Origin of the sequence: Rhodoferax sp., assembly GCF_012927445.1 — a bacterium.
In the GTDB taxonomy this organism is placed as follows: domain Bacteria; phylum Pseudomonadota; class Gammaproteobacteria; order Burkholderiales; family Burkholderiaceae_C; genus Rhodoferax.
Genome location: NZ_JABBPD010000008.1, coordinates 232,700 through 251,344 on the forward strand (window position 1 = coordinate 232,700; position 18,645 = coordinate 251,344).

Annotated in this window: 18 protein-coding genes; 8 read left to right on the forward strand and 10 right to left on the reverse strand. The window is 60.3% G+C overall.

What is annotated here, in order from left to right; translation table 11 throughout:
• Positions 1–10: 10 nt before the first annotated feature.
• From HHJ17_RS16690 to HHJ17_RS16720, 7 genes are all read right to left on the reverse strand, one after another.
• A complete protein-coding gene (locus tag HHJ17_RS16690; protein WP_296506585.1) occupies positions 11–658 on the reverse strand; it encodes a pseudouridine synthase in 648 nt (215 codons plus the stop codon).
• Positions 645–2,675, reverse strand: a complete 2,031-nt coding sequence (locus tag HHJ17_RS16695) for a PAS domain-containing sensor histidine kinase (protein WP_296506849.1) — start codon at positions 2,673–2,675, stop codon at positions 645–647. Before HHJ17_RS16695 ends, HHJ17_RS16690 begins: the two co-directional genes overlap by 14 nt.
• A gap of 154 nt (positions 2,676–2,829) precedes the next feature.
• Positions 2,830–2,979 (reverse strand): hypothetical protein, encoded by a 150-nt coding sequence (locus HHJ17_RS16700; RefSeq protein WP_198674682.1) that lies wholly within the window; start codon positions 2,977–2,979, stop codon positions 2,830–2,832.
• A 54-nt stretch (positions 2,980–3,033) separates the two neighbouring features.
• A complete protein-coding gene (gene ushA, locus HHJ17_RS16705; RefSeq protein WP_296506587.1) occupies positions 3,034–4,689 on the reverse strand; it encodes a bifunctional UDP-sugar hydrolase/5'-nucleotidase UshA in 1,656 nt (551 codons plus the stop codon).
• A 25-nt stretch (positions 4,690–4,714) separates the two neighbouring features.
• Positions 4,715–6,640, reverse strand: a complete 1,926-nt coding sequence (locus HHJ17_RS18815) for a c-type cytochrome (RefSeq protein ID WP_366557556.1) — start codon at positions 6,638–6,640, stop codon at positions 4,715–4,717.
• 324 nt (positions 6,641–6,964) lie between these two features.
• Positions 6,965–7,330 carry a ribbon-helix-helix domain-containing protein gene (locus HHJ17_RS16715; protein WP_296499534.1) on the reverse strand — a complete coding sequence of 122 codons (366 nt, stop codon included), beginning with the start codon at positions 7,328–7,330 and terminating at the stop codon, positions 6,965–6,967.
• Positions 7,331–7,393: 63 nt separating this feature from the next.
• Positions 7,394–7,975, reverse strand: coding sequence for a DJ-1/PfpI family protein (locus HHJ17_RS16720; RefSeq protein ID WP_296499536.1), 582 nt, complete (start codon positions 7,973–7,975; stop codon positions 7,394–7,396).
• Positions 7,976–8,406: 431 nt separating this feature from the next.
• Between HHJ17_RS16720 and HHJ17_RS16725 the strand changes: the two genes are divergently transcribed.
• The 4 genes from HHJ17_RS16725 (at position 8,407) to HHJ17_RS16740 (ending at position 12,422) form a co-directional block, all read left to right on the forward strand.
• Positions 8,407–9,405, forward strand: a complete 999-nt coding sequence (locus HHJ17_RS16725; RefSeq protein WP_366557557.1) for a M14 family zinc carboxypeptidase — start codon at positions 8,407–8,409, stop codon at positions 9,403–9,405.
• A 6-nt stretch (positions 9,406–9,411) separates the two neighbouring features.
• On the forward strand, positions 9,412–10,164 hold the full coding sequence (locus HHJ17_RS16730; RefSeq protein ID WP_296506589.1) for an alpha/beta hydrolase: 753 nt from the start codon (positions 9,412–9,414) through the stop codon (positions 10,162–10,164).
• Between the two features lie 19 nt (positions 10,165–10,183).
• A complete protein-coding gene (locus HHJ17_RS16735) occupies positions 10,184–11,689 on the forward strand; it encodes a CYTH and CHAD domain-containing protein (protein WP_296506591.1) in 1,506 nt (501 codons plus the stop codon).
• A 208-nt stretch (positions 11,690–11,897) separates the two neighbouring features.
• Positions 11,898–12,422 (forward strand): GNAT family N-acetyltransferase, encoded by a 525-nt coding sequence (locus tag HHJ17_RS16740; protein ID WP_296506593.1) that lies wholly within the window; start codon positions 11,898–11,900, stop codon positions 12,420–12,422.
• Positions 12,423–12,438: 16 nt separating this feature from the next.
• Here the strand turns inward: HHJ17_RS16740 and HHJ17_RS16745 are convergent, their stop codons facing one another.
• Positions 12,439–13,557, reverse strand: a complete 1,119-nt coding sequence (locus HHJ17_RS16745; protein ID WP_296506594.1) for a beta-ketoacyl-ACP synthase III — start codon at positions 13,555–13,557, stop codon at positions 12,439–12,441.
• Positions 13,558–13,683: 126 nt separating this feature from the next.
• Between HHJ17_RS16745 and HHJ17_RS16750 the strand changes: the two genes are divergently transcribed.
• Together HHJ17_RS16750 and HHJ17_RS16755 are read left to right on the forward strand one after the other, a co-directional pair.
• Positions 13,684–14,598, forward strand: a complete 915-nt coding sequence (locus HHJ17_RS16750) for a DUF808 domain-containing protein (protein ID WP_296506596.1) — start codon at positions 13,684–13,686, stop codon at positions 14,596–14,598.
• 153 nt (positions 14,599–14,751) lie between these two features.
• Positions 14,752–15,927, forward strand: coding sequence for an HD domain-containing phosphohydrolase (locus HHJ17_RS16755; protein ID WP_296506598.1), 1,176 nt, complete (start codon positions 14,752–14,754; stop codon positions 15,925–15,927).
• Between the two features lie 47 nt (positions 15,928–15,974).
• Here the strand turns inward: HHJ17_RS16755 and HHJ17_RS16760 are convergent, their stop codons facing one another.
• Positions 15,975–16,445 carry an SRPBCC family protein gene (locus tag HHJ17_RS16760; RefSeq protein WP_296506600.1) on the reverse strand — a complete coding sequence of 157 codons (471 nt, stop codon included), beginning with the start codon at positions 16,443–16,445 and terminating at the stop codon, positions 15,975–15,977.
• An 81-nt stretch (positions 16,446–16,526) separates the two neighbouring features.
• On the opposite strand from HHJ17_RS16760, the gene HHJ17_RS16765 reads away from it, so the two are divergent.
• Complete coding sequence (locus HHJ17_RS16765) at positions 16,527–17,066, forward strand: cyclic nucleotide-binding domain-containing protein (RefSeq protein WP_296506601.1); 540 nt, start codon at positions 16,527–16,529, stop codon at positions 17,064–17,066.
• On the opposite strand, the gene HHJ17_RS16770 is transcribed toward HHJ17_RS16765, so the two are convergent.
• Positions 17,063–17,449, reverse strand: coding sequence for a translational machinery protein (locus HHJ17_RS16770; RefSeq protein WP_296506602.1), 387 nt, complete (start codon positions 17,447–17,449; stop codon positions 17,063–17,065). The two genes, HHJ17_RS16765 and HHJ17_RS16770, sit on opposite strands and share 4 nt — an antisense overlap.
• Before the next feature lie 111 nt (positions 17,450–17,560).
• Here HHJ17_RS16770 and HHJ17_RS16775 point away from each other — a divergent pair, with 111 nt between their 5' ends.
• Entirely contained in the window at positions 17,561–18,619 is a 1,059-nt protein-coding gene (locus HHJ17_RS16775) for a tRNA-dihydrouridine synthase (RefSeq protein ID WP_296506604.1), read from the forward strand.
• Positions 18,620–18,645: the final 26 nt, after the last annotated feature.

Sequence of the window (18,645 nt, forward strand, 5' to 3'; positions counted from 1 at the left end):
GCCGTGGTTTTTAAAAATTAGCCGAACTCGTAAAGCGCATGACTTCGGCGGTGACAGGATGCGGCAATTCAAGCGAGCAGGCGTGCAGGAGCAGTCGGTCTGCCAAGGCCAGCACGCGCGGGCTGCCATACAGCGCATCGCCTGCAATGCCGTGACCCACGGCCAGCAGGTGCACGCGCAATTGGTGTGAACGTCCTGTCACCGGTTCCAGTTCGACCCGTGTGGTATCAAGGTCGGTGTCATGTGACAGCACGCGCCAGCGCGTCACGCTGGGCTTGCCCAGTTGGTGGTCAATGATGCGGCGGGGCCGGTTGGGCCAGTCCACAATGATGGGAAGATCAATAACCCCCCAGCTTTCAGCGGGCGGCGCCAGATGACCCGCCACCACGGCGATGTAGCGTTTGGTCACGGTGCGGCTGGCGAAAGCGTCATTCAAGCTGCGTTGCGCCGCCGCGCCTCGCGCCAAAACCATCACACCCGAGGTCGCCATGTCGAGGCGGTGCACGATCAGTGCATCGGGGTGAAGGCGCTGTGCCCGCGCACTCAGGCAATCTTGCTTGTCTTCACCGCGTCCAGGCACCGACAGCAAGCCGGCTGGCTTGTCCAGCACCAGTATGGCCTCGTCAGCGTACAGAATCGTGAGTTCAGCCGGGTGCATCGCTGGATTGGAGGAGTTGCTGCAATGTTTCACACATCTCGTCAACGTCGTTGGGCTTGTGAATCAGTGCCCGCGCACCTTCTTTCCGCGCACTTTTTTCAATCTCCGGGGTGACATAGCCGGACGCCAGCGCAACAGGGAGTTCGGGGCGAATCAAGCGCGCCTCCCGCAAAAGGTCCAGGCCACAGTAGCCCGGCATGTTGTAGTCGGTCACCAACAAGTCAAAGTCCTGGGGGCGGGCGCGCAATGCCTCGACCGCCAACCGCGGGTCGGTGAAAGTGCTGACCGCAAAACCTTTACGCGTGAGCGCGCGATCCACTAAAAATACCAGCGCCTCATCGTCGTCAACATACATGACGTGTTTGCCCATGCCTCGCACCGCCTTGGGCTTTGGCGCCTCGACCGGGGGCGCTACAACGGCCTCGTTGCTCACCGGAAAATAAAGCGTGAACACGCTGCCGGCGTCGGGTGTGCTTTGCACATCAACCGTGCCCTGGTGGGTGCGCATGATGCCGTGAACGACGGCCAGGCCAAGGCCTGTTCCCTGGCCGACCGGCTTGGTCGTGAAGAACGGTTCAAAAACACGTTGCAGCGTATCCGCATCGATGCCGCTGCCGGTATCCCGAACCGCTAATCTGACGTGCGGACCGCGCGCCCCACCTCTGCGCTCGACCGGGCCGTTGCTCATTTGCTGGTTGTAACCCAGCTCAATGCTGACGGTGCCGCGCTGGGTGCCAATGGCTTGAATGGCGTTGGTGCAGAGATTGAGCAGGGCTTGTTCAACCTGTGTCGCATCCGCCAGCACGGGCGGGGTATCGGGATCAAGGCGCACCAGCATTTCTACGGTGGGCGGCAGGGCAACCTTCAGTAAATGAACGGTTTCTTCCACCACATCCGCCAATTGAATTGGAATCCGCTTGGGTGACTCGTTGCGGCTGAAAGTGAGAATTTGCCGCACCAGGTCGCGTGCGCGTCGCCCGGCTTTGTCGATTTCAGCCAGGCTGACCAGCGCTGGCGACTCAGCGCCCGCATCCTGCTTGGCGAGGTCGACATTGCCAAGAATGGCACTGATGATGTTGTTGAAATCGTGGGCAATGCCACCGGCCATGGTTCCCACCGCCTGCATTTTTTGAGATTCCCGCAACTGTGTCTCCAAGGCGGTGCGGTGCGCCTCCATTTTCTTTCGGGTGCTCAGGTCGCGGGCGAAAATAGTGGTGGTGTCCCCGTCGGGATGGTGCTCAAAAGACACACTGGCTTCAATGGCGACGGTTTTTCCGGCTGCCGTGAGCGCCGTCATTTCACCCAGTTGCGCATGGGTGGTGAGTTGGGCGTAGCTCAGGGTTTGATCGGCATCGGGCAAAAAGCGCACGAGTTGACTGCCAAGCGCCTCCTCCGGCGTGCATTGAAAGAGTGCGGCCGCCGTGGGGTTGAAGATGGTGATGCGGTGGTCCTGGTCGATGCAAATAATCGCGTCGAGGGATGAGTTGATGATCGACGCCAGTCGATTTTTGCTCAGTTGAAGCTCTTCATTTCTCTCTTGCAGCGCGCTCGCACTGGCCTGCAACGCCCGTCGTTCGGTCAACAACGGTCCCTGGTCAATGATGGCGCAAATGAAGTGCGCCAGTTCGTCGTGGGCATTCTCAATGCGGGCGATATGCAGGTCGCCGGTTAAAACAACCGTAGCGCCGCGTGTGAAAACGACTTCTGTGACTTCGCTGGTTCCGGTCGTTTTGGCGGTAGCGAGCGCGCTGGCGACCTTGTCGACGTGTTCGCCACTGACCAGTGGCAATAAAAAATTCAAGGGGGGGTCGTATTCCCGGGGTCGAAAAAGACGCAACGCCATGGCATTGCTCTCCAGCACCAACCCGTTTTCGTCCACCACCATCAAGGCCAGCGGCACATTGGAAAAAAGGGTGAGAAAACGCTCGGAGGCACCTTCTGCGGCGACCTGGCTGTAACGCAGTGCCTTGTTTTGTGACTCCAGCTCGGCCTGGTAGCTGCGCAGATCTTCGACCATCTGCGGCAGGGAATGGCCTGCGACCGGAACACCTTGTTGACTGGCGTCCGCGCGCGGGGGCGACCTCTTACCCTTGGAAAGATTTCTCATCAGGGCAATCGATTCCCGTGGCGGACATCAAACCAGACAGAATCCGGTTAAACGCTTCTTGCCATTAGCGGGTTGGGGCGTTTTTCAACTTGCCGCGCACGGGCACCACGGTGGTCACGGTGGGGCGCACAGCGTCCGGCGACACCGGCTTAGGTGGCGCGGTGTCTTTTTTCGGCTTTTTCACCATCTTGTTGCTTTGCTGACCTTTTGCCATTTTCTGCTCCTGAGTTACATGCCCGGCCATTCGAATTGAGGCTGGAAGGCATGATTATCTACGCACGACAGCGTCTCCCGGCTCAAAATCTGCGGCCTTGAGGGGGCTGTTGGCCGTGATGAACGCACGCAACACGTCGGCGTCCACGAAGCCACTGTCAACAAAGCTCGGCTGGCTTGTCAGTTGGGGGTAGCCGTCGCCCCCGATCGCCTGGAATTTGTTGACCGCCATGCGGTAGGTCTTGGCCGCCTCAAGAGGTTCATTCTTGAGGCGGGCGCTGGTCACCGCACCCGCAGTGATGACCAACTTGATGCCAGCAAACTGGGGGAACGCGCCCGAGCCGGCCGTCATTTGGGCGAGGGCATTCAGGTAGTCCATCACCTGCGCGCCATTCAAATCGACCGTGACCACGGTGTTGCCAAAGGGGTGCACCTTGAGGATGTCTTTGTAAGTGATGTCGCCCGCCGGCAACGAGTCACGCACGCTGCCGGCATTCACCACGGCAAAATCGGCCCGGGTTTTTTCCATTGTGGCGCGGCCAATCAAGACCCCCATGGCGGCGGGTTGGGCTCGTATGACGGCGCGGTCACCCTCAATGCGGGCATCGGTCACGCCAATTTTCATGCCCAGTTTTAGCTGGCCATACGCCTGGTAGGGTGACAGCAGGGCCAGCATGGCCTGGTCTTCGGTAATTTCATGGGTGTATGGCACCAGCGTGGTCTTGCCATCAGCGGTCAGGACCAGCTTTTTCAGGTTAATCGGAATGAGCGCATATTTGACGAGCTTGAAATCGCCATTGCGGTATTCAAAATCAGCCCGCCCCACATATTTGCCCCATTCATGGGCCTGCACAATCCAGGTGCCGTTCTGACGGTCCGGCTGGCAGGCTGTGCCGGGCACGTAGGCCCGCTCCAGCACGTTTTCGGCTTTCATGCAGGCCGGGTTCTGGGTGTGGCCGCCGACCACCAGATCAATGCCATCAACGGCACGCGCCATCTCCACGTCTCCCACAGCCTGCGTGCCATGGTTGCCGTTTTCATAGTGGCCCATGTGGGTGGCGGCAATCACCACATCGGCCTGACGGCGCAGTTCGGGCACCACTTTGGCGGCCTCGGCAATCACACTGCGAAACTCGATGTCTTTCACCCGGTCTGGACTCACCATCTTGTAGGTGTCTTCGGTGGTCAGGCCCATCACCCCCACGCGCACGCCACCCAGCCTGAAGATTTGGTAGGGCGCAAACATGCGTTCACCGCGCTCGTAGATGTTGGCCGACAGCATGGAAAACTGGGCCAGGTCGCGCTGCATTTTGAGCACGGACAGCGGCTTGTCAAATTCGTGGTTGCCCACGGCCATGGCCTGGTAACCCAGCAGGTTCATGCCCTTGAAGTCGGGCACGGCATCCTGCAGGTCGGATTCGGGCACGCCGGTATTCACGTCGCCACCGTCCAGCAGCAGGCTGTAGCCGCCACTGGCTGCTACTTCGTGGCGGATGCTGTCAATTACCGTCTTGCGCGCCGCCATGCCGTATTCGCCGTCGCTGTTTTTCCAGAAACGGCCGTGGTGGTCATTGGTGTGCATCACGGTGATGCGATAGATGGTGTCTTTCTCCGGGCCGGTGGTGGGGGAGACGGCGCATCCGGCCACTGACGCGGCAACCAGCAGGTAAACCGCAGGTCGGGAAAAGTTCATGAGGAAATGGGATGTCATTGGACGGGGATGAAGGGGGGGGCGATCAGGGTTGGTTGCGAGCTTGAGCGACGTCGAGTTCTGTCACTGGGGGCGCCCGGTTGCCCCAGCTCGTGCGGAGGTGCGTCAATAAAGCGGCGGTTTCTTTGTCCTTCAGCTGCAGCACAAAAGGCGGCATGCCAAACGGCCGTGGGTTGCCCGCCGTGGCGGGCGCAAAGCCACCCAACAAGACCCGTTGCACGAGATTGGTGGTGTCGGCCATGGTGACCGCACGGTTGTGGGCCAGCGGCGGATAAGCGCCGGAGACGCCTTCTCCCTGGGCACCGTGGCATTGGACGCAATGGGCTTCGTAAAGCTTGGCGCCGTTGCCCGGCACCGACCTTGACGCCTCGTCGTGGCGCACCGGCACGGCGCTGCGTGGCGCCGGGGAGGGCAACGACTTCAAATAGACGGCCATCGCCCTCAGGTCGCCATCGGAAAGGTATTGTGTGCTGTTCAATACCACCTCCGCCATCGGCCCCGTGGCTGATCCGCTTGGCGACACTCCGGTTTTGAGCAGTGCCGCGAGGTGTGCCAGGTTTCCATCCGGCAGCCCGGCCTCCAGGGCGGAGCGCAATGACGGGGCGTACCAGTTTTGTCGCGGAATCATGCCGCCCGCCAGATCCAGTTCGTTTTTGCTGGCGCCCAGTGCGTTGCGCGGCGTGTGGCAGGCGCCGCAGTGTCCCAAACCGCGCACCAGGTAAGCGCCCCGGTTCCATTCGGCGGGCTGGGCGGGATCGGCTTGGTAAGCCCCCGGCGTAAAGTACAAAGCCCGCCACACGGTCAGCGCCGCTTGCGTGCCAAACGGCCAGCGCATGGCGTGGGCGGTGTTGGGCTGCCGGCTGGCTGGCACCGTTTGCAGGAAGGCAAAGAGCGCGTTCGAGTCGGCCCGCGTGATGTGGGTGAAGCTGGTGTACGGAAAAGCCGGATTCAACAAGCGCCCGTCTTTCGAGCGGCCATGGTGCATGGCCTGCCAGAAATCAGTGGCGGACCAACGGCCCAGGCCCGTGCTGGTGTCGGCGGTGAGGTTGCTGGAAAACACGGTGCCAAAAGGCGTTTCAATGCCGCGGCCACCAGCAAAAGGCGACCCGCCGCGGGCGGTATGGCAGGCCATGCAGTTGCCCGCGCGGGCCAGGTAGGCGCCTTGGGCGATCAGCGCTGGCGCCGGCCTGACAGGCGTTGCGGCTTGGTGTGTGGCCGCTGCTTTTTCCAGCGCAGCGGGGAGCGGGGCGCTGCCGCAACTGCGGCGCTGGGTGCCCGGCGGCACCGGCGGCAGGGTCGCGACCGCTTGGGTGTTGGCCGGCAGCGGTTGCGAGGCCAGCCAGTGGGCCACGGCGGCCACATCTGGGGTCGTCAGTTGCCCCGCAATGTGGGCCATGCAATCGGGGGCTTGCGCGCGGCGCTGCCTGGTTTGCCAGCCCCCGAGTTGCGCGTTCAGGTAGTCCCGCGACAGGCCCAGCAGGCCGGGGATGTTGGGCACGACGCCGGTCAGGGCTTGGCCATGGCATTGGGTGCATGCCGGTATCTTGCGCGCGGCGTCGCCCTGAGTCACCAGCAACCGGCCTTGCTGCAGCACCTGTGGCGAAGCGACTGCGGGCTGGGGCGGCGGGTAGGGCAGAGCCAGCTTGGAGAAATACTGGGCGATTTCCATCAAATAGGCATCGGTCAGCGGATCCACCAGGCTCGTCATGAGGCCGTAATGGCGCCGGCCCGCCCGAAAATTCAACAGCTGGTTGTACAGGTACCCAGCCGGTTTGCCTGCCAGCCGCGGGTAATAGCCGTCCGGGCCCGCACGACCTTCTTTGCCGTGGCAGGCCACACAGGCCAGCGTGCGCTGGGCCATGGTGTCTTCAAATTGGGGGGCGGCCATGGCCTGCCAAGGCAGCCAGCCGAACAGGGCGATGAGCAGGAAACGAGAGAAAAATAAAGGCATAGGGCAGACGTGAATGCGGGCGGTACAAGCTAAATTTTGCACGCATATCCGTTCGCCGCCCGGCTGGCGATTTATTGGCCTCCAAAGTGCTTGAAAGTTGTTGCCACCCAGTTCGAACGGAGGTTGATCAAGAGGTCCATGCACAGGGCGTGGCCTCGACTGGCTTGTGCGTAACTGGCAAGCGCCGTTCGATCCTCAGTTGCAACTATTTCCCTAAACTCGATTATAAAAAAATTTAAGCAAAATAAGCCTGTAGCCCCCGTCGATAAAGCGCAGATAGCTATCTAAAAAATAGCAATTGAGGTGCGCTTCTCGAAGACCGGCTTAACCCGCGTTAGCGTCCACCAGGCCAGGGCGCACGCCCCGCAGAACGGCATGCGCGTTGAGCGAGCGGATCGGGATGCTGAGATCGCTGGGGATGCGCTGGTCCACTTGCAGGGCGAGGTAGCGCAGGCTGGAGACACGTAAAAAACTCGAAAAATTGGGAATATCGCCGCGGTGTTCCAGTAGTTCGTCATAGAGCTTGGAGAGCAGTTGCGGCACCGTCATGCCATCGCGCGTGCCAATTTCTTCCAGCGTGTCCCAAAACAGGTTTTCGAGCCGAACACTGGTGACCACGCCGTGCAGCCGGATGCTGCGCGTGGTGGCTTCATAGCTTTGCGGATTGGCGCGCACGAAAATCTGGCACATGCCGGTCTCCTTCACGTAGCGGGAAAAGTAGCCCCAAAGCATAAGCGCCGGGGCTCGTGAATGCTAGTGGGTAATTTTTGTCCCCAGCAAGGCGATGAACTGCGACAGCCAGGCCGGGTGCGCCGGCCAGGCGGGTGCGGTGACGTATTGACCATCAGTGACGGCGGCATCAATGGCAATTTCGGCAAAGAGGGCGCCGGCCAATTCCACTTCCGGGCGGCAGGCCGGGTAGGCGCTGATGCGTTTGCCGCGGATGATGCCGGGCACGGCGGCCAGCAGTTGGGCGCCGTGGCACACCGCAGCGATCGGTTTGCCGGCGTCGGCGAATTCCTTGGTGATGGCCAGCACGCGGGCGTTCAATCGCAAATACTCGGGGCCGCGGCCGCCGGGGATGAGCAGCGCGTCATAGTTGGCCGTGTTGACGTCGGCAAAGTTGGCGTTCAGGACAAAGCGATGGCCCGGTTTTTCGCTGTAGGTTTGGGCGCCTTCAAAGTCGTGGATCGCGGTCATGACATAGTCGCCCGTTTTTTTGTCCGGGCAAACCGCGTGCACGGTGTAGCCGACGGCGAGCAGGGTTTGGAACGGCACCATGGTTTCGTAGTCTTCCCCGTAGTCACCGCACAGCATCAGAATTTTCTTGGCCATCTCAATCTCCTGAAAAGTTGGAGCGGTCAGTGTGCGGCGCGGACGCCCCCGACAGGTAACAGCGCATTACTACGACGCTAAGCGTTTTCCCCGAGAGTCGACGCTGGGTAGCGCTCTAAACGGGGCCACGCCGGCTCAGCAGGCGGGAGCGCTGCAAGGCGAAGAATTCAAGAACACCCCAGGCCATGCAGGCGGGGATGGCAACGACCCGAAAAAAAGCAGATTTGTGCAACATAGTCTGAAAGCCTGGGCGGCCAGTAGTTGGTTGAAAAGACAAGTTACCCGGCTTCTATGACGGCCTCGTGACAGTGTGAAATTGAGACGCGAACACGCGCAAAGGTTGCACGCCCGGCGTCTGGGCCTGTATGCTTGGCCGCGATGATTGTCAATCCTGCCAGCATCTTTGATAGGCCACAGTGATCCCCCCTAAATTGCCTGAATTGGTCGCGCTGGAACGCATCATTGAATTGGGTGCCGGTCGGCTCGATGCCCGCGTCGCCTGTCAGGTGGAGCTGCCGGGCGGCGGCTCCTACCCTGTGCATGTGATCACCCTGGGCAACCCCTCGCGCGAGGTGCCGGCGGTGGGCTATTTCGGCGGTGTTCATGGCCTGGAACGCATCGGTGCCGGGGTCGTGATCGCCTATCTGCAAAGCCTGGTGATGCGCTTGCAATGGGACAGCACGCTGCACAAGCAGCTTGAATCGGTCCGGCTGGTTTTTATGCCGATCGTCAATCCCGGCGGCATGGCGATGGGAACCCGCGCCAACCCCCAGGGCGTGGATCTGATGCGCAACTCGCCGGTGGAGGCCCGTGAGCCGGTGCCTTTTTTGGTGGGCGGGCAGCGCTTCAGCGCCGGCTTGCCCTGGTACCGCGGCCCCAAGGGCAAAGCCATGGAAATCGAGAACCAGGCGGTGTGCGAGGTGGTGCGGGCCGAGTTGCTGACGCGCGACTTCAGCCTGTCGGTGGACTGTCATTCAGGCTTTGGCACCAGCGATCGCATCTGGTTCCCCTATGCGCACACGCGGGCGCCGATTGCGCATCTGGCCGAAATGCATGCCTTGCACAATATTTTTGTCCAGTCGCACAGCCATCACCGCTACATCATTGAGCCGCAAAGCCTGCAGTATCTGGCGCATGGGGACCTGTGGGACCATTTGTACCGGGAAGCCTGTGCGCAGCCGCAGCGCGTTTTTTTGCCGCTCACGCTGGAGATGGGCTCCTGGCTGTGGGTCAAGAAAAATCCGCGCCAGTTGTTCTCGCGCCATGGAATTTTCAATCCCTTGATCGAACACCGGCAGCAGCGGGTGTTGCGCCAGCACCAGTTGTTACTGGACTTTTTGTCGCGAGCGGCCTGTGGTCACCAGTTGTGGTTGCCGAGCCCTGAAACCCGTGCCCAGCAACATGCGCAGGCACTGCAAGATTGGTATTGACGCACGATGAACACCTGGATATTTTTGCGCGGATTGACCCGGGAAATCCGGCACTGGGGCCCCTTTATCGGGCAATTTGAACAGGCCATGCCCGAGGCTCGGGTGGTGGCCCTCGACCTGCCGGGGAACGGCCGGCTGAACCAGCAGAACAGCCCTTTGCGCGTCCAAGAGATGGTGACGCATTGCCGTACCCATCTCGCCTTGCGCAACATTAAGCCCCCCTATAACGTGCTGGCCATGTCACTCGGCGCCATGGTGGCCGTGGCCTGGGCTGACGCCTATCCGCAAGAAGTGGCGGCCAATGTGCTCATCAACACCAGCATGCGGCCGTTCAGCCCGTTTTATCAGCGCCTGCAGCCAGCAAACTATGGCACCCTGTTGAAACTGGTGCTGTTGGACGCTACCCCGGAAGCGTGGGAGCGCACCATCCTGCGCATCACAAGCAACCAAGCCATTGACGAAGTGTTGCCGCGCTGGCTGGCCTTGCGCCTGGAGTGCCCGGTTTCACGTGTCAACGCGCTTCGGCAACTGGTCGCGGCCGCCCGCTTTTGCGCGCCGTCGGTCAAACCGCTGGCCGCCACGTTGGTGCTGGCCTGTGAGCAGGACCAGCTGGTTTCGGTCAATTGTTCCAAAGCACTGGCGCAGCATTGGCAATGCGGCTTGCGTTTGCACCCCAGCGCGGGGCATGATCTGCCCTTGGACGACGGGCCTTGGGTGGCGGCGCAGGTGTTGGCGTGGCTGACCGAAAATCGGCCTTGAAGTAAAGGGAGTTAAACCTATGAAACCACATCCTCTCGCCCCCCGTTCGGAAGAAATTGAACTCAAACTGGCGCTGCCAACGTCCGATCCCTCGAGCCTGGCCAAGCGGCTGGCCCAGACGCCTGCGTTGGCGCGTCGTCCGGCGAGCCGCCAGCAATTGCACAACATCTACTTTGACACGCCGGAGCAACTCTTGCGTCAACAGCGGGTCGCCTTGCGCCTGCGACGCATTGGCAGCGAGGTGCAGCCGCAGTGGTTGCAGACGCTCAAGACCGGTGGACGCGACGACTCGGCCTTGAGTCAGCGAGGTGAATGGGAAACGCCCGTGCCCAATGACAAGCTGTCGTTGAAAGCACTCAAAGCGACGCCGTGGTCCAGCATGGACCCCGACGGCAAGGTGTTTCGGGCGCTGTCGCCCTGCTTTGTGACGACTTTCGAGCGCACCAGTTGGTTGGTGCGCCGGCGCGATGGCAGCGAGGTGGAGGTGGCGCTCGACGTGGGGCAGATCGTGGTCGGCGACCAAACCACCCCCGTTTGCGAGCTGGAGTTGGAGTTAAAAGCTGGCCCGTCGGCCGCCCTGTTCGACATCGCCCAGCAGATTGCCCGCACCATCGCCGTGCTGCCGTCAACCATGAGCAAGGCGCAGCGTGGTTTCGCCTTGGCGCAGGGTACCCTGGACTTGCCGCTGCACGCCCAGCCGCAGGCGCTGGCGTCCGACTTGCCCTTGCCTGCCACGGTGCAGCGTGTGCTGCGCGAAATGTTCAGCCAGTTCACCGTCAACCTGAATGCCTTGTGCAGTTCGGACGAGCCTGAGGTGGTGCATCAAGCCCGGGTCGGTTGGCGCCGCTTTAAAAGTGCCATGCGACTTTTCAAGCCCGCGCTGGCGAGCGAAGCGGTGCCCAGCTGGCAGGCACTGCAAACACTTTGGATCTGTCTGGGTGAACTGCGCGATCTTGATGTCGCCCGCACGGAGACGTTGCCACCATTGGCGGATGTCTATGTGGCAGGCGACGACCGGCGTGCGCAAGCGTGGCAGGCCATGACACAAGCCCTGGCGCAGGCTGCCGAGCTGCAGCGCAAAGCGGTTCGTTATGCGCTGCAGGCGCCAGCGGTTGGGGCCAGCTTGCTGGCGACCACGCAATGGCTGGAAAGCCTGCCGGCCTTGAGCGGCGCTGGTGAGGCCGCCGCTAAACCGAAAATCTCCCTGCGGCGCTGGACCAAAGGCCGAATTTTGCACCTGCATGATCAGTTGCAGCGCGCCCTGAGGGATGCCGACAAGCCGGACCATCTGCACCGGGTTCGCATCCTCGCCAAACGAATGCGCTATGACATCGAGGCACTGCGCCCCTTGTTACCCAAACGCCTGACGCAGCGCGGCTACCAGCGGGCAGCGAACCTGCAGGCGAGCCTCGGCGCCAGTCGCGATGTGATGCAAGCGGCCGTGCTGGTCGCCAAGCTGGAGGTGGATCGTGGGCTCGTGGAGTTCTTGCGGGGTGTCGCCGCTGGACGGGGCCGCCAAAGTTAGCCTTTGACACGGAAACCACCTAGGAATGAGTTAAAAGCCCTGAAATCCCTCGCTGCCAGCGCCTGAATTGAATCGGGGTTGCGCGAAGGGTTGCGCCATTTATCGCAAATGAACGCGGGTGGCCCGACAACCGGCGGCTTGGGTTATTGATTGCGGCGACAATCTAGCTCCAATTTTCACTATTCGTTTGGTCCACCAAACATTTTTCATGTCCAGTACGTCCAACTTCGAAGTCCGGCCCGCACTTGTGCGCGATGCCAAGGCGATTGCCGAAATCCATGTCAATGTCAGCCAGGCTGCGTTCAAGAGCGTCGTGCCCGGTGAAAAGATGCCTGCTATTTCTCTCGATAAGAGCCAAGCTTACTGGCGTGACGCCATTGAATTCAATGAGCCGCAGGTTTATGTGGCGGTGGATGAGGGTCAAGTCGTCGGTTTTGTTGGTTTCGATCGTTCGCGCGACAAGGGCACCCCGAACACCGTGGGTGAAATCTGGGCGATCTATGTCGCCACGTCGCACTGGGGTCAGGGCGTTGGCCTGGCGCTGTGGGACGCCGCCCGCGACGGCTTGCAGGAAGAAGGCTGCACCAAAGTTACGCTGTGGGTACCGCTAGGTAACGAGCGCGCTTTGCACTTTCATGACCTGGCCGGCTTCAAACGTGAAATGACCAGCCTCAAAACCGTGGCGGTGGGCACGGTCAAGGTGGAAGAAATCCGGATGAAACGCGACCTCTAACCGGCGCGGGGTCGGCTCAGGTGCGGCGCACCAGCACGCTGCCAATCGAATAGCCGGCGCCAAACGAGCAGATCACGCCCACTTCGCCCGCCTTGATGTCGTCATGGTGCCGGTGAAAGGCGATGATCGATCCGGCCGAGGCCGTGTTGGCAAATTCATCCAGAATGACCGGCGCGTCGTCCGCCGTGGCGTCGCGCCCCAGCAGTTTGCGGCCAATCAACTGGTTCATGGCCAGGTTGGCCTGATGCAGCCAAAAGCGGCGCACATCGGTGGGCGCCAGCTCATGTGCCGCGAGGTGCTGGCTGATATGCTCCGCCGCCATCGGGCAAACTTCCTTGAAGACTTTGCGCCCCTCCTGGTAAAAAAGCTGGTCCCGGTCTTCCGGGTTGCGGTCTTCGCTACGCGACATAAAGCCGGCGTTGTTGCGGATGTTGTTCGAGAACGAGGTGAGCAGGCGGGTGCCGATGATCTCAAACGCGCCAGCGGGGGCGTTATCAAGCCGCTCAATCAAAATTGCCGTGCAAACATCGCCAAAGATGAAATGACAGTCCCGGTCTTTCCAGGCCAGATGGGGCGAGGTGATTTCGGGGTCCACCACCAGAATGGCACGGGCGGAGCCGGTTTTGACCGCATTGACCGCCATCTCGATGGCGAAAGTGGCGGATGAACAGGCCACGTTCATGTCAAAGGCAAAGCCCTGGATGCCCAGCGCCGTCTGTATCTCGATCGCCATCGCCGGGTAGGCCCGCTGCATGTTGGCCGCCGCGCAAATGACGCCGTCAATGTTCTCGGGCTGTTTGCCGGCACGGGTCAGCGCATCGCGCGCTGCGGCCACCCCAATTTCTGCCATCAGCGAGAGCTCGGTGTCGGGCCGCGCCTGCAAGCGCGGACGCATGCGCTGCGGGTCCAGTACGCCGGTTTTTTCCATCACATAGCGCTGCTTGATGCCCGACGCTTTGACGATGAACTCGACGCTGGACTGGGGAATGGGTTGTCGCGTGCCCGCGGCAATGTCGGCTGCATAGGTCGCGTTTTCCTGGTCGGCAAAGCAGTTGAAGGCGGCAACCAGCTCTTCGTTGCTAATGACGTCCGGTGGAATATAAAGTCCGGTGCTGCTGATAGCGACACGATGCATAACGATTACCCCGAGAAAATTCGGATTGAAGAGGTCCAACCCATCGGTAATTATCTTCGGTGTTTTCTAGCAGGGACGACAATTGCCCGTTACCGGATTGCTCCCAACCTCAGAAAGTCTCTATTTATGGCCAGTAGCCTGCTTGCACTCATTGATGACATTGCCACGGTACTGGACGACGTGGCCTTGTTGACCAAAGTGGCCGCCAAGAAAACCGCGGGCGTGCTGGGAGACGATCTGGCCCTGAACGCGCAGCAGGTGGCGGGTGTCAACGCGGACCGTGAGTTGCCGGTGGTCTGGGCTGTGTGCAAAGGCTCGTTTGTCAATAAAGCCATTTTGGTGCCGTCCGCGCTAGCCATCAGCGCACTGGCCCCGTGGGCGGTGACCCCGATTTTGATGATCGGTGGTGCCTATTTGTGTTTCGAAGGCTTCGAGAAACTGGCACACAAGTTTCTCAGCAGTGAGGCGGAAGAGGCCGTCCACCGCGAACAACTGGTGCAGGCGCTGGCCGATCCGTCGATCGATCTGCTTGCGCTGGAAAAAGACAAAATCAAGGGCGCTGTTCGGACCGATTTCATTTTGTCGGCCGAGATCATTGCCATCACGTTGGGCACCGTTCAAAACAGCCCGCTCGCGACGCAAGTGACCGTCCTGAGCGGCATCGCCGTGGTGATGACGGCGGGTGTCTATGGTCTGGTGGCCGGCATTGTGAAGCTGGATGATCTAGGGCTCCACCTCAGTCATCAAGTCGGAGATGGCGTGGCTATGCGGCTTCAACGCAGTGTGGGGCGCGGTATTCTCATAGCGGCGCCGTACCTCATGAAGGGCTTGTCTGTTGCCGGAACGGTCGCCATGTTTCTGGTCGGCGGCGGTATCTTGACACACGGCATTCCGGCTGCACATCATGTGATTGAGCAATGGAGTGTGGGCGCGGGCGCGACTATGCAACCGCTGATTGCTTTGACCCTGGATGGCGTGGCCGGCCTCGTGGCAGGCGCGGTGGTGCTGGCTTGTGTCACCGGGATCAAAAAGCTGAGCTAGGGTTTTCCTTAGGTTATTTCGGCCGATCGCCCCCATAGAATATGCGGGAATAGCTATTAAAAAGATAGCAATCAAGGGAGCTGACGCGGCGGTTTAATTTATCGACCTGGTATCTAGTGGCTGTGCTTGGACCCGGTTGCAGGAGGTTTTTTCATGAAAATGTTGAGGCTGCCGCGCTCGAAAGTCCAGATTGGCGCGCCTCTGCCATGGAGCGTGCGTGATGCACAAGGCCTGCTATTGCTGTCGAGGGGGCATGTTATCGAGAGCGAGCATCAGCTTGCGCTGCTGCTACAGCGCGGTGCCTTTGTGGATGCTGAAGAAGTCAGGGCAATGGAGCGGGATGCCGAACCCGTGCAGCCCAAGGTCAGCGTACCGCCGCCCAATCTTTTTGGTCTGTGGAATCAGACGGCAGAAGGCTTGAAAAAGTTGCTGGCCAGCGTGGAGCAAGCGCCTGATTTCGCCGGGCGGCTGGATCAGTTTGCGCAGCACCTCCTGGAACTGGTCGACAGCAACCCAGACATTGGCATCTACTGCAGTGTCCGCCAGGACAACGCCAAGAATTTTTACTATGGCTACAGCCATTCAGTGCAGACCGCCATGCTGTGCATTTTGATGGCCCGTCGTCTTAACTGGCCCCGCGATCGCATGATGAGTCTGGTCAAGGCGGCGCTCACCATGAATCTCACAATTTTGGACCTGCAGGGGCAAATGGCGGCGCAGGATGTTCCCATGAAAGACAAGCAGCGGGCTGCCATTCGCCAGCATCCCGTGCAATCCGTCGCGCTACTTGAGAAAGTTGGCGTTACCGATACCGACTGGCTGACCGCCATCGCGCAACACCATGAGCGAACGGATGGAACCGGCTATCCGCTGGGCTGCTCGGATGTCTGCGAGCTGGCCATCGCGTTGCGGGTGGCCGATGTATTCATGGCAAAAATCAGCCCTCGTGCCTTGCGTTCGGCGCTGTCGCCGCAGGAGGCGGTCCGGGAGCTTTATCGCGAGGACAAAGGGGGCCCCATATCGACGGCAATCATCAAGGAATTCGGGATCTATCCGCCGGGTGATTTTGTCAAACTCGCCTCGGGCGAACTGGGCATTGTGGTGCAGCGCACTGGCAATGCGCGGGCACCGATCGTGGCCGCCATCACGGATACGGCCGGGCATCCCGTCGCACGGACCGTCCGCCATGACACCGGGCAACCCGGCTTTGCGATTGTGGCCAACGCGACGGACAAAGCCATGCTCACCCGTTTGCCGCCTGAACGCTTGTACGGCTTTTCATCTGCCCCGCCAGGACCGTCAACTCAGGATCGGCCGCCCACGGCCTAGTTTCACGGGTTGGCAAGAGCCGCAGGCCGGTTCTGGGTGCAATGGGCTCAGACCTCGCCGCCAAACCGCTGGGTCAGGTTGGCAATGTACTGCTCGATCATTTTTTCGAACTCGGCCTCCACCACGGGTGCCACCACCATTTTTATCAGGCCGGGCAGGGGCAGGGTGAGGTCACCGGTGATTTGCAGCACGATGAGGGTGGCTGTTTTCTTGTCTGTAATTTTCCAGCTGCCTGACACCAGGGCGTTGCCTTCACCCTGGACCGGTGTCCAGACCACTGTGCCCTTGGCCCTGTTGGCGACGTACTTGGAGGCGTAGATGGTTTGCAGGTTGATCTGGGCGATGCCGATTTTGGCCATTTCCCAGCGATAGACATCGTCTCCGAGGGCGACCAGTTTGTCCACTTTGGGAAAGAAACTGGCCGAGGTGGGTACGTCTGAAAGAACGTCAAAGACATCTTTGGCGCTGGCGTTGACTTCAAACTCGTACCCCAGATCGATGTTCACGTTGATGGTCATGGGAGGCTCGCTAATTGATTGATGAGGCGATAAGCTGGGTGATGGTACACGGCGGAAATCAAGCCGTGTACCATTCTGGCCATGAAGGTTGACCCCGCCATTGTTCAAATTTTTGCCGAAAACGTTCGGGCTGAAGTGCTGGCGCGTCCGCTGGCCATCAAGCTTGATCCGGCCATCATTCAGAAAATCAAGCAACAGGTTCCGATTTTCAAGGGCATGACGCCGGACTGCCTGATGCGCACACTCGCCGTTGCTGAATATTATTCAGTCAAAGCCGGTGAGGTGGTGTTCAAGGAGCAGGATATTGGCGATTCATTTTTTGTCCTGATCGCCGGTGAGGTGCTGGTTGAAAAACTCAGGAACGGCCAGGTCGTTGAACTGGCCCGGCTCAACGCCGGTCATTGTTTTGGCGAGATGGCGCTGGTTGGCAACCATCTGCGATCCGCGACGGTGCGTGCTACACGCGACGCCGTCACGATGCGCTTCTATCGGGAACTCGTGGATTCGAACCCCGAAAGTGCGCACATCATCTACCGCAACATTGCCAGCATCCTAGCCAATCGGCTGGACGAATCCAGCGTGATGCTGGCGGATCTGGTAGGGCAGACGAGGACCAGTTAAGACAGCATGCGGTCTTTTGCAACGAAATACTTGCGTGCGTAGGCGACCAGTTGTGCGTCGCTTGGATGGTCAATCGTTTCTACACCAACAACCTTGTCAGCCATGGCTTGGTCATGGGCATGAATATGCTTGATCAGCTGTAATTTTGCTTGGGCAGGGCCAACCACCAAGATCTCTTGAGCACCCGACAAGGCCTCAACGATGGCGTGATAATAGCTTTTGTCTTCGGCTTGACGCCCTGCACCTATGGCACCACTTTTGGTGTGCAAATGGAGATGGGGCTTGGCTGGGTGAACGATAGACTTTTCTACATCGTCCATGCTGATGTGCATCACATGGGCTTCAGAGTGATCGAGCCAAACAACGGCGTGATAGTGCGACATGTTTTCCTTTTGGTTTGATAAAACACCAGCTTATGCTGTTATAAAAACAACTTATTGACACAGGTCAAAGTTGCCTTATTTCTACTTGATGCCACTTGTGCTTCGTTTCTTATGACCATTCTTCTCGCGCCCATGGAGGGTTTGCTGGACTTCGTGCTGCGCGACATTCTGACCCGTGTGGGCGGGGTCGACCGTTGCGTTTCTGAATTCATCCGCGTTACCAATACCTTGCTGCCGGATCGGGCTTTCATTCGTGAAATGCCGGAGTTGCTGAATGGCGGGCGAACTTTGGCCGGTGTGCCGGTGCGGGCGCAGTTGCTGGGGTCTGACGCTGTTTGCCTGGCGGAAAACGCCGCTTGTCTGGCGGCACTGGGGCCCGACGGCATTGACCTGAATTTTGGTTGTCCGGCCAAGGTGGTGAACCGTCATGGCGGTGGCGCCACCTTGCTGGACGAGCCGGAGCTGCTGGTGGCCATCGTGTCGGCGGTTCGCCGCGCCGTGCCCGCCCACATGCCGGTTTCGGCCAAGATGCGCCTGGGAGTGAACGACGACTCGCGCGCGGTGGAGTGTGCCCTGGCGATTGAAAGCGGCGGCGCCACTGAACTGGTGGTGCATGCCCGCACCAAGGCTGACGCTTACCGTCCACCCGCTTACTGGGCGCGCATCGCGGACATTCGTGTTGCCGTGCGTATTCCGGTGGTGGCCAATGGCGAAATCTGGAATGTGCAGGATGCCTTGCGTTGCCGCGAGCTGTCCGGCTGCGATAAGCTGATGCTGGGCCGGGGCATGGTCACCGATCCGGGGCTGGCCTTGGCCATCCAGGCTGCCACGGCAAAGTCAGGACAGAATGGCGAGCGCTTCGTGGGGGATGCCTCAGCTTCGCCCTTGCGCATGTGTGGGCCAGCGAACTCCGGCCTGAGTTGGCAGACGTTGTTGCCCCACATCGCCGATTTTTGGCAACTGGTGTGTGCCCGGCTGGAGCGCCGCCAGCAAGCTGGCCGACTCAAGCAATGGCTCAACTTCTTGCGTCGTTGTTACCCGGAGGCCGAGTCGGCCTATATGGCGCTGCGCGCCATCAGTGAACCCGCCGTGATCGACCAGTGGCTGGCCGCCCAGGGTTTCGGTCGCGACACATTCGCCGATTCAAGTGGTAATAGTGACCGCCATTAGATTTACAGTACGTTCAACCTATTTTT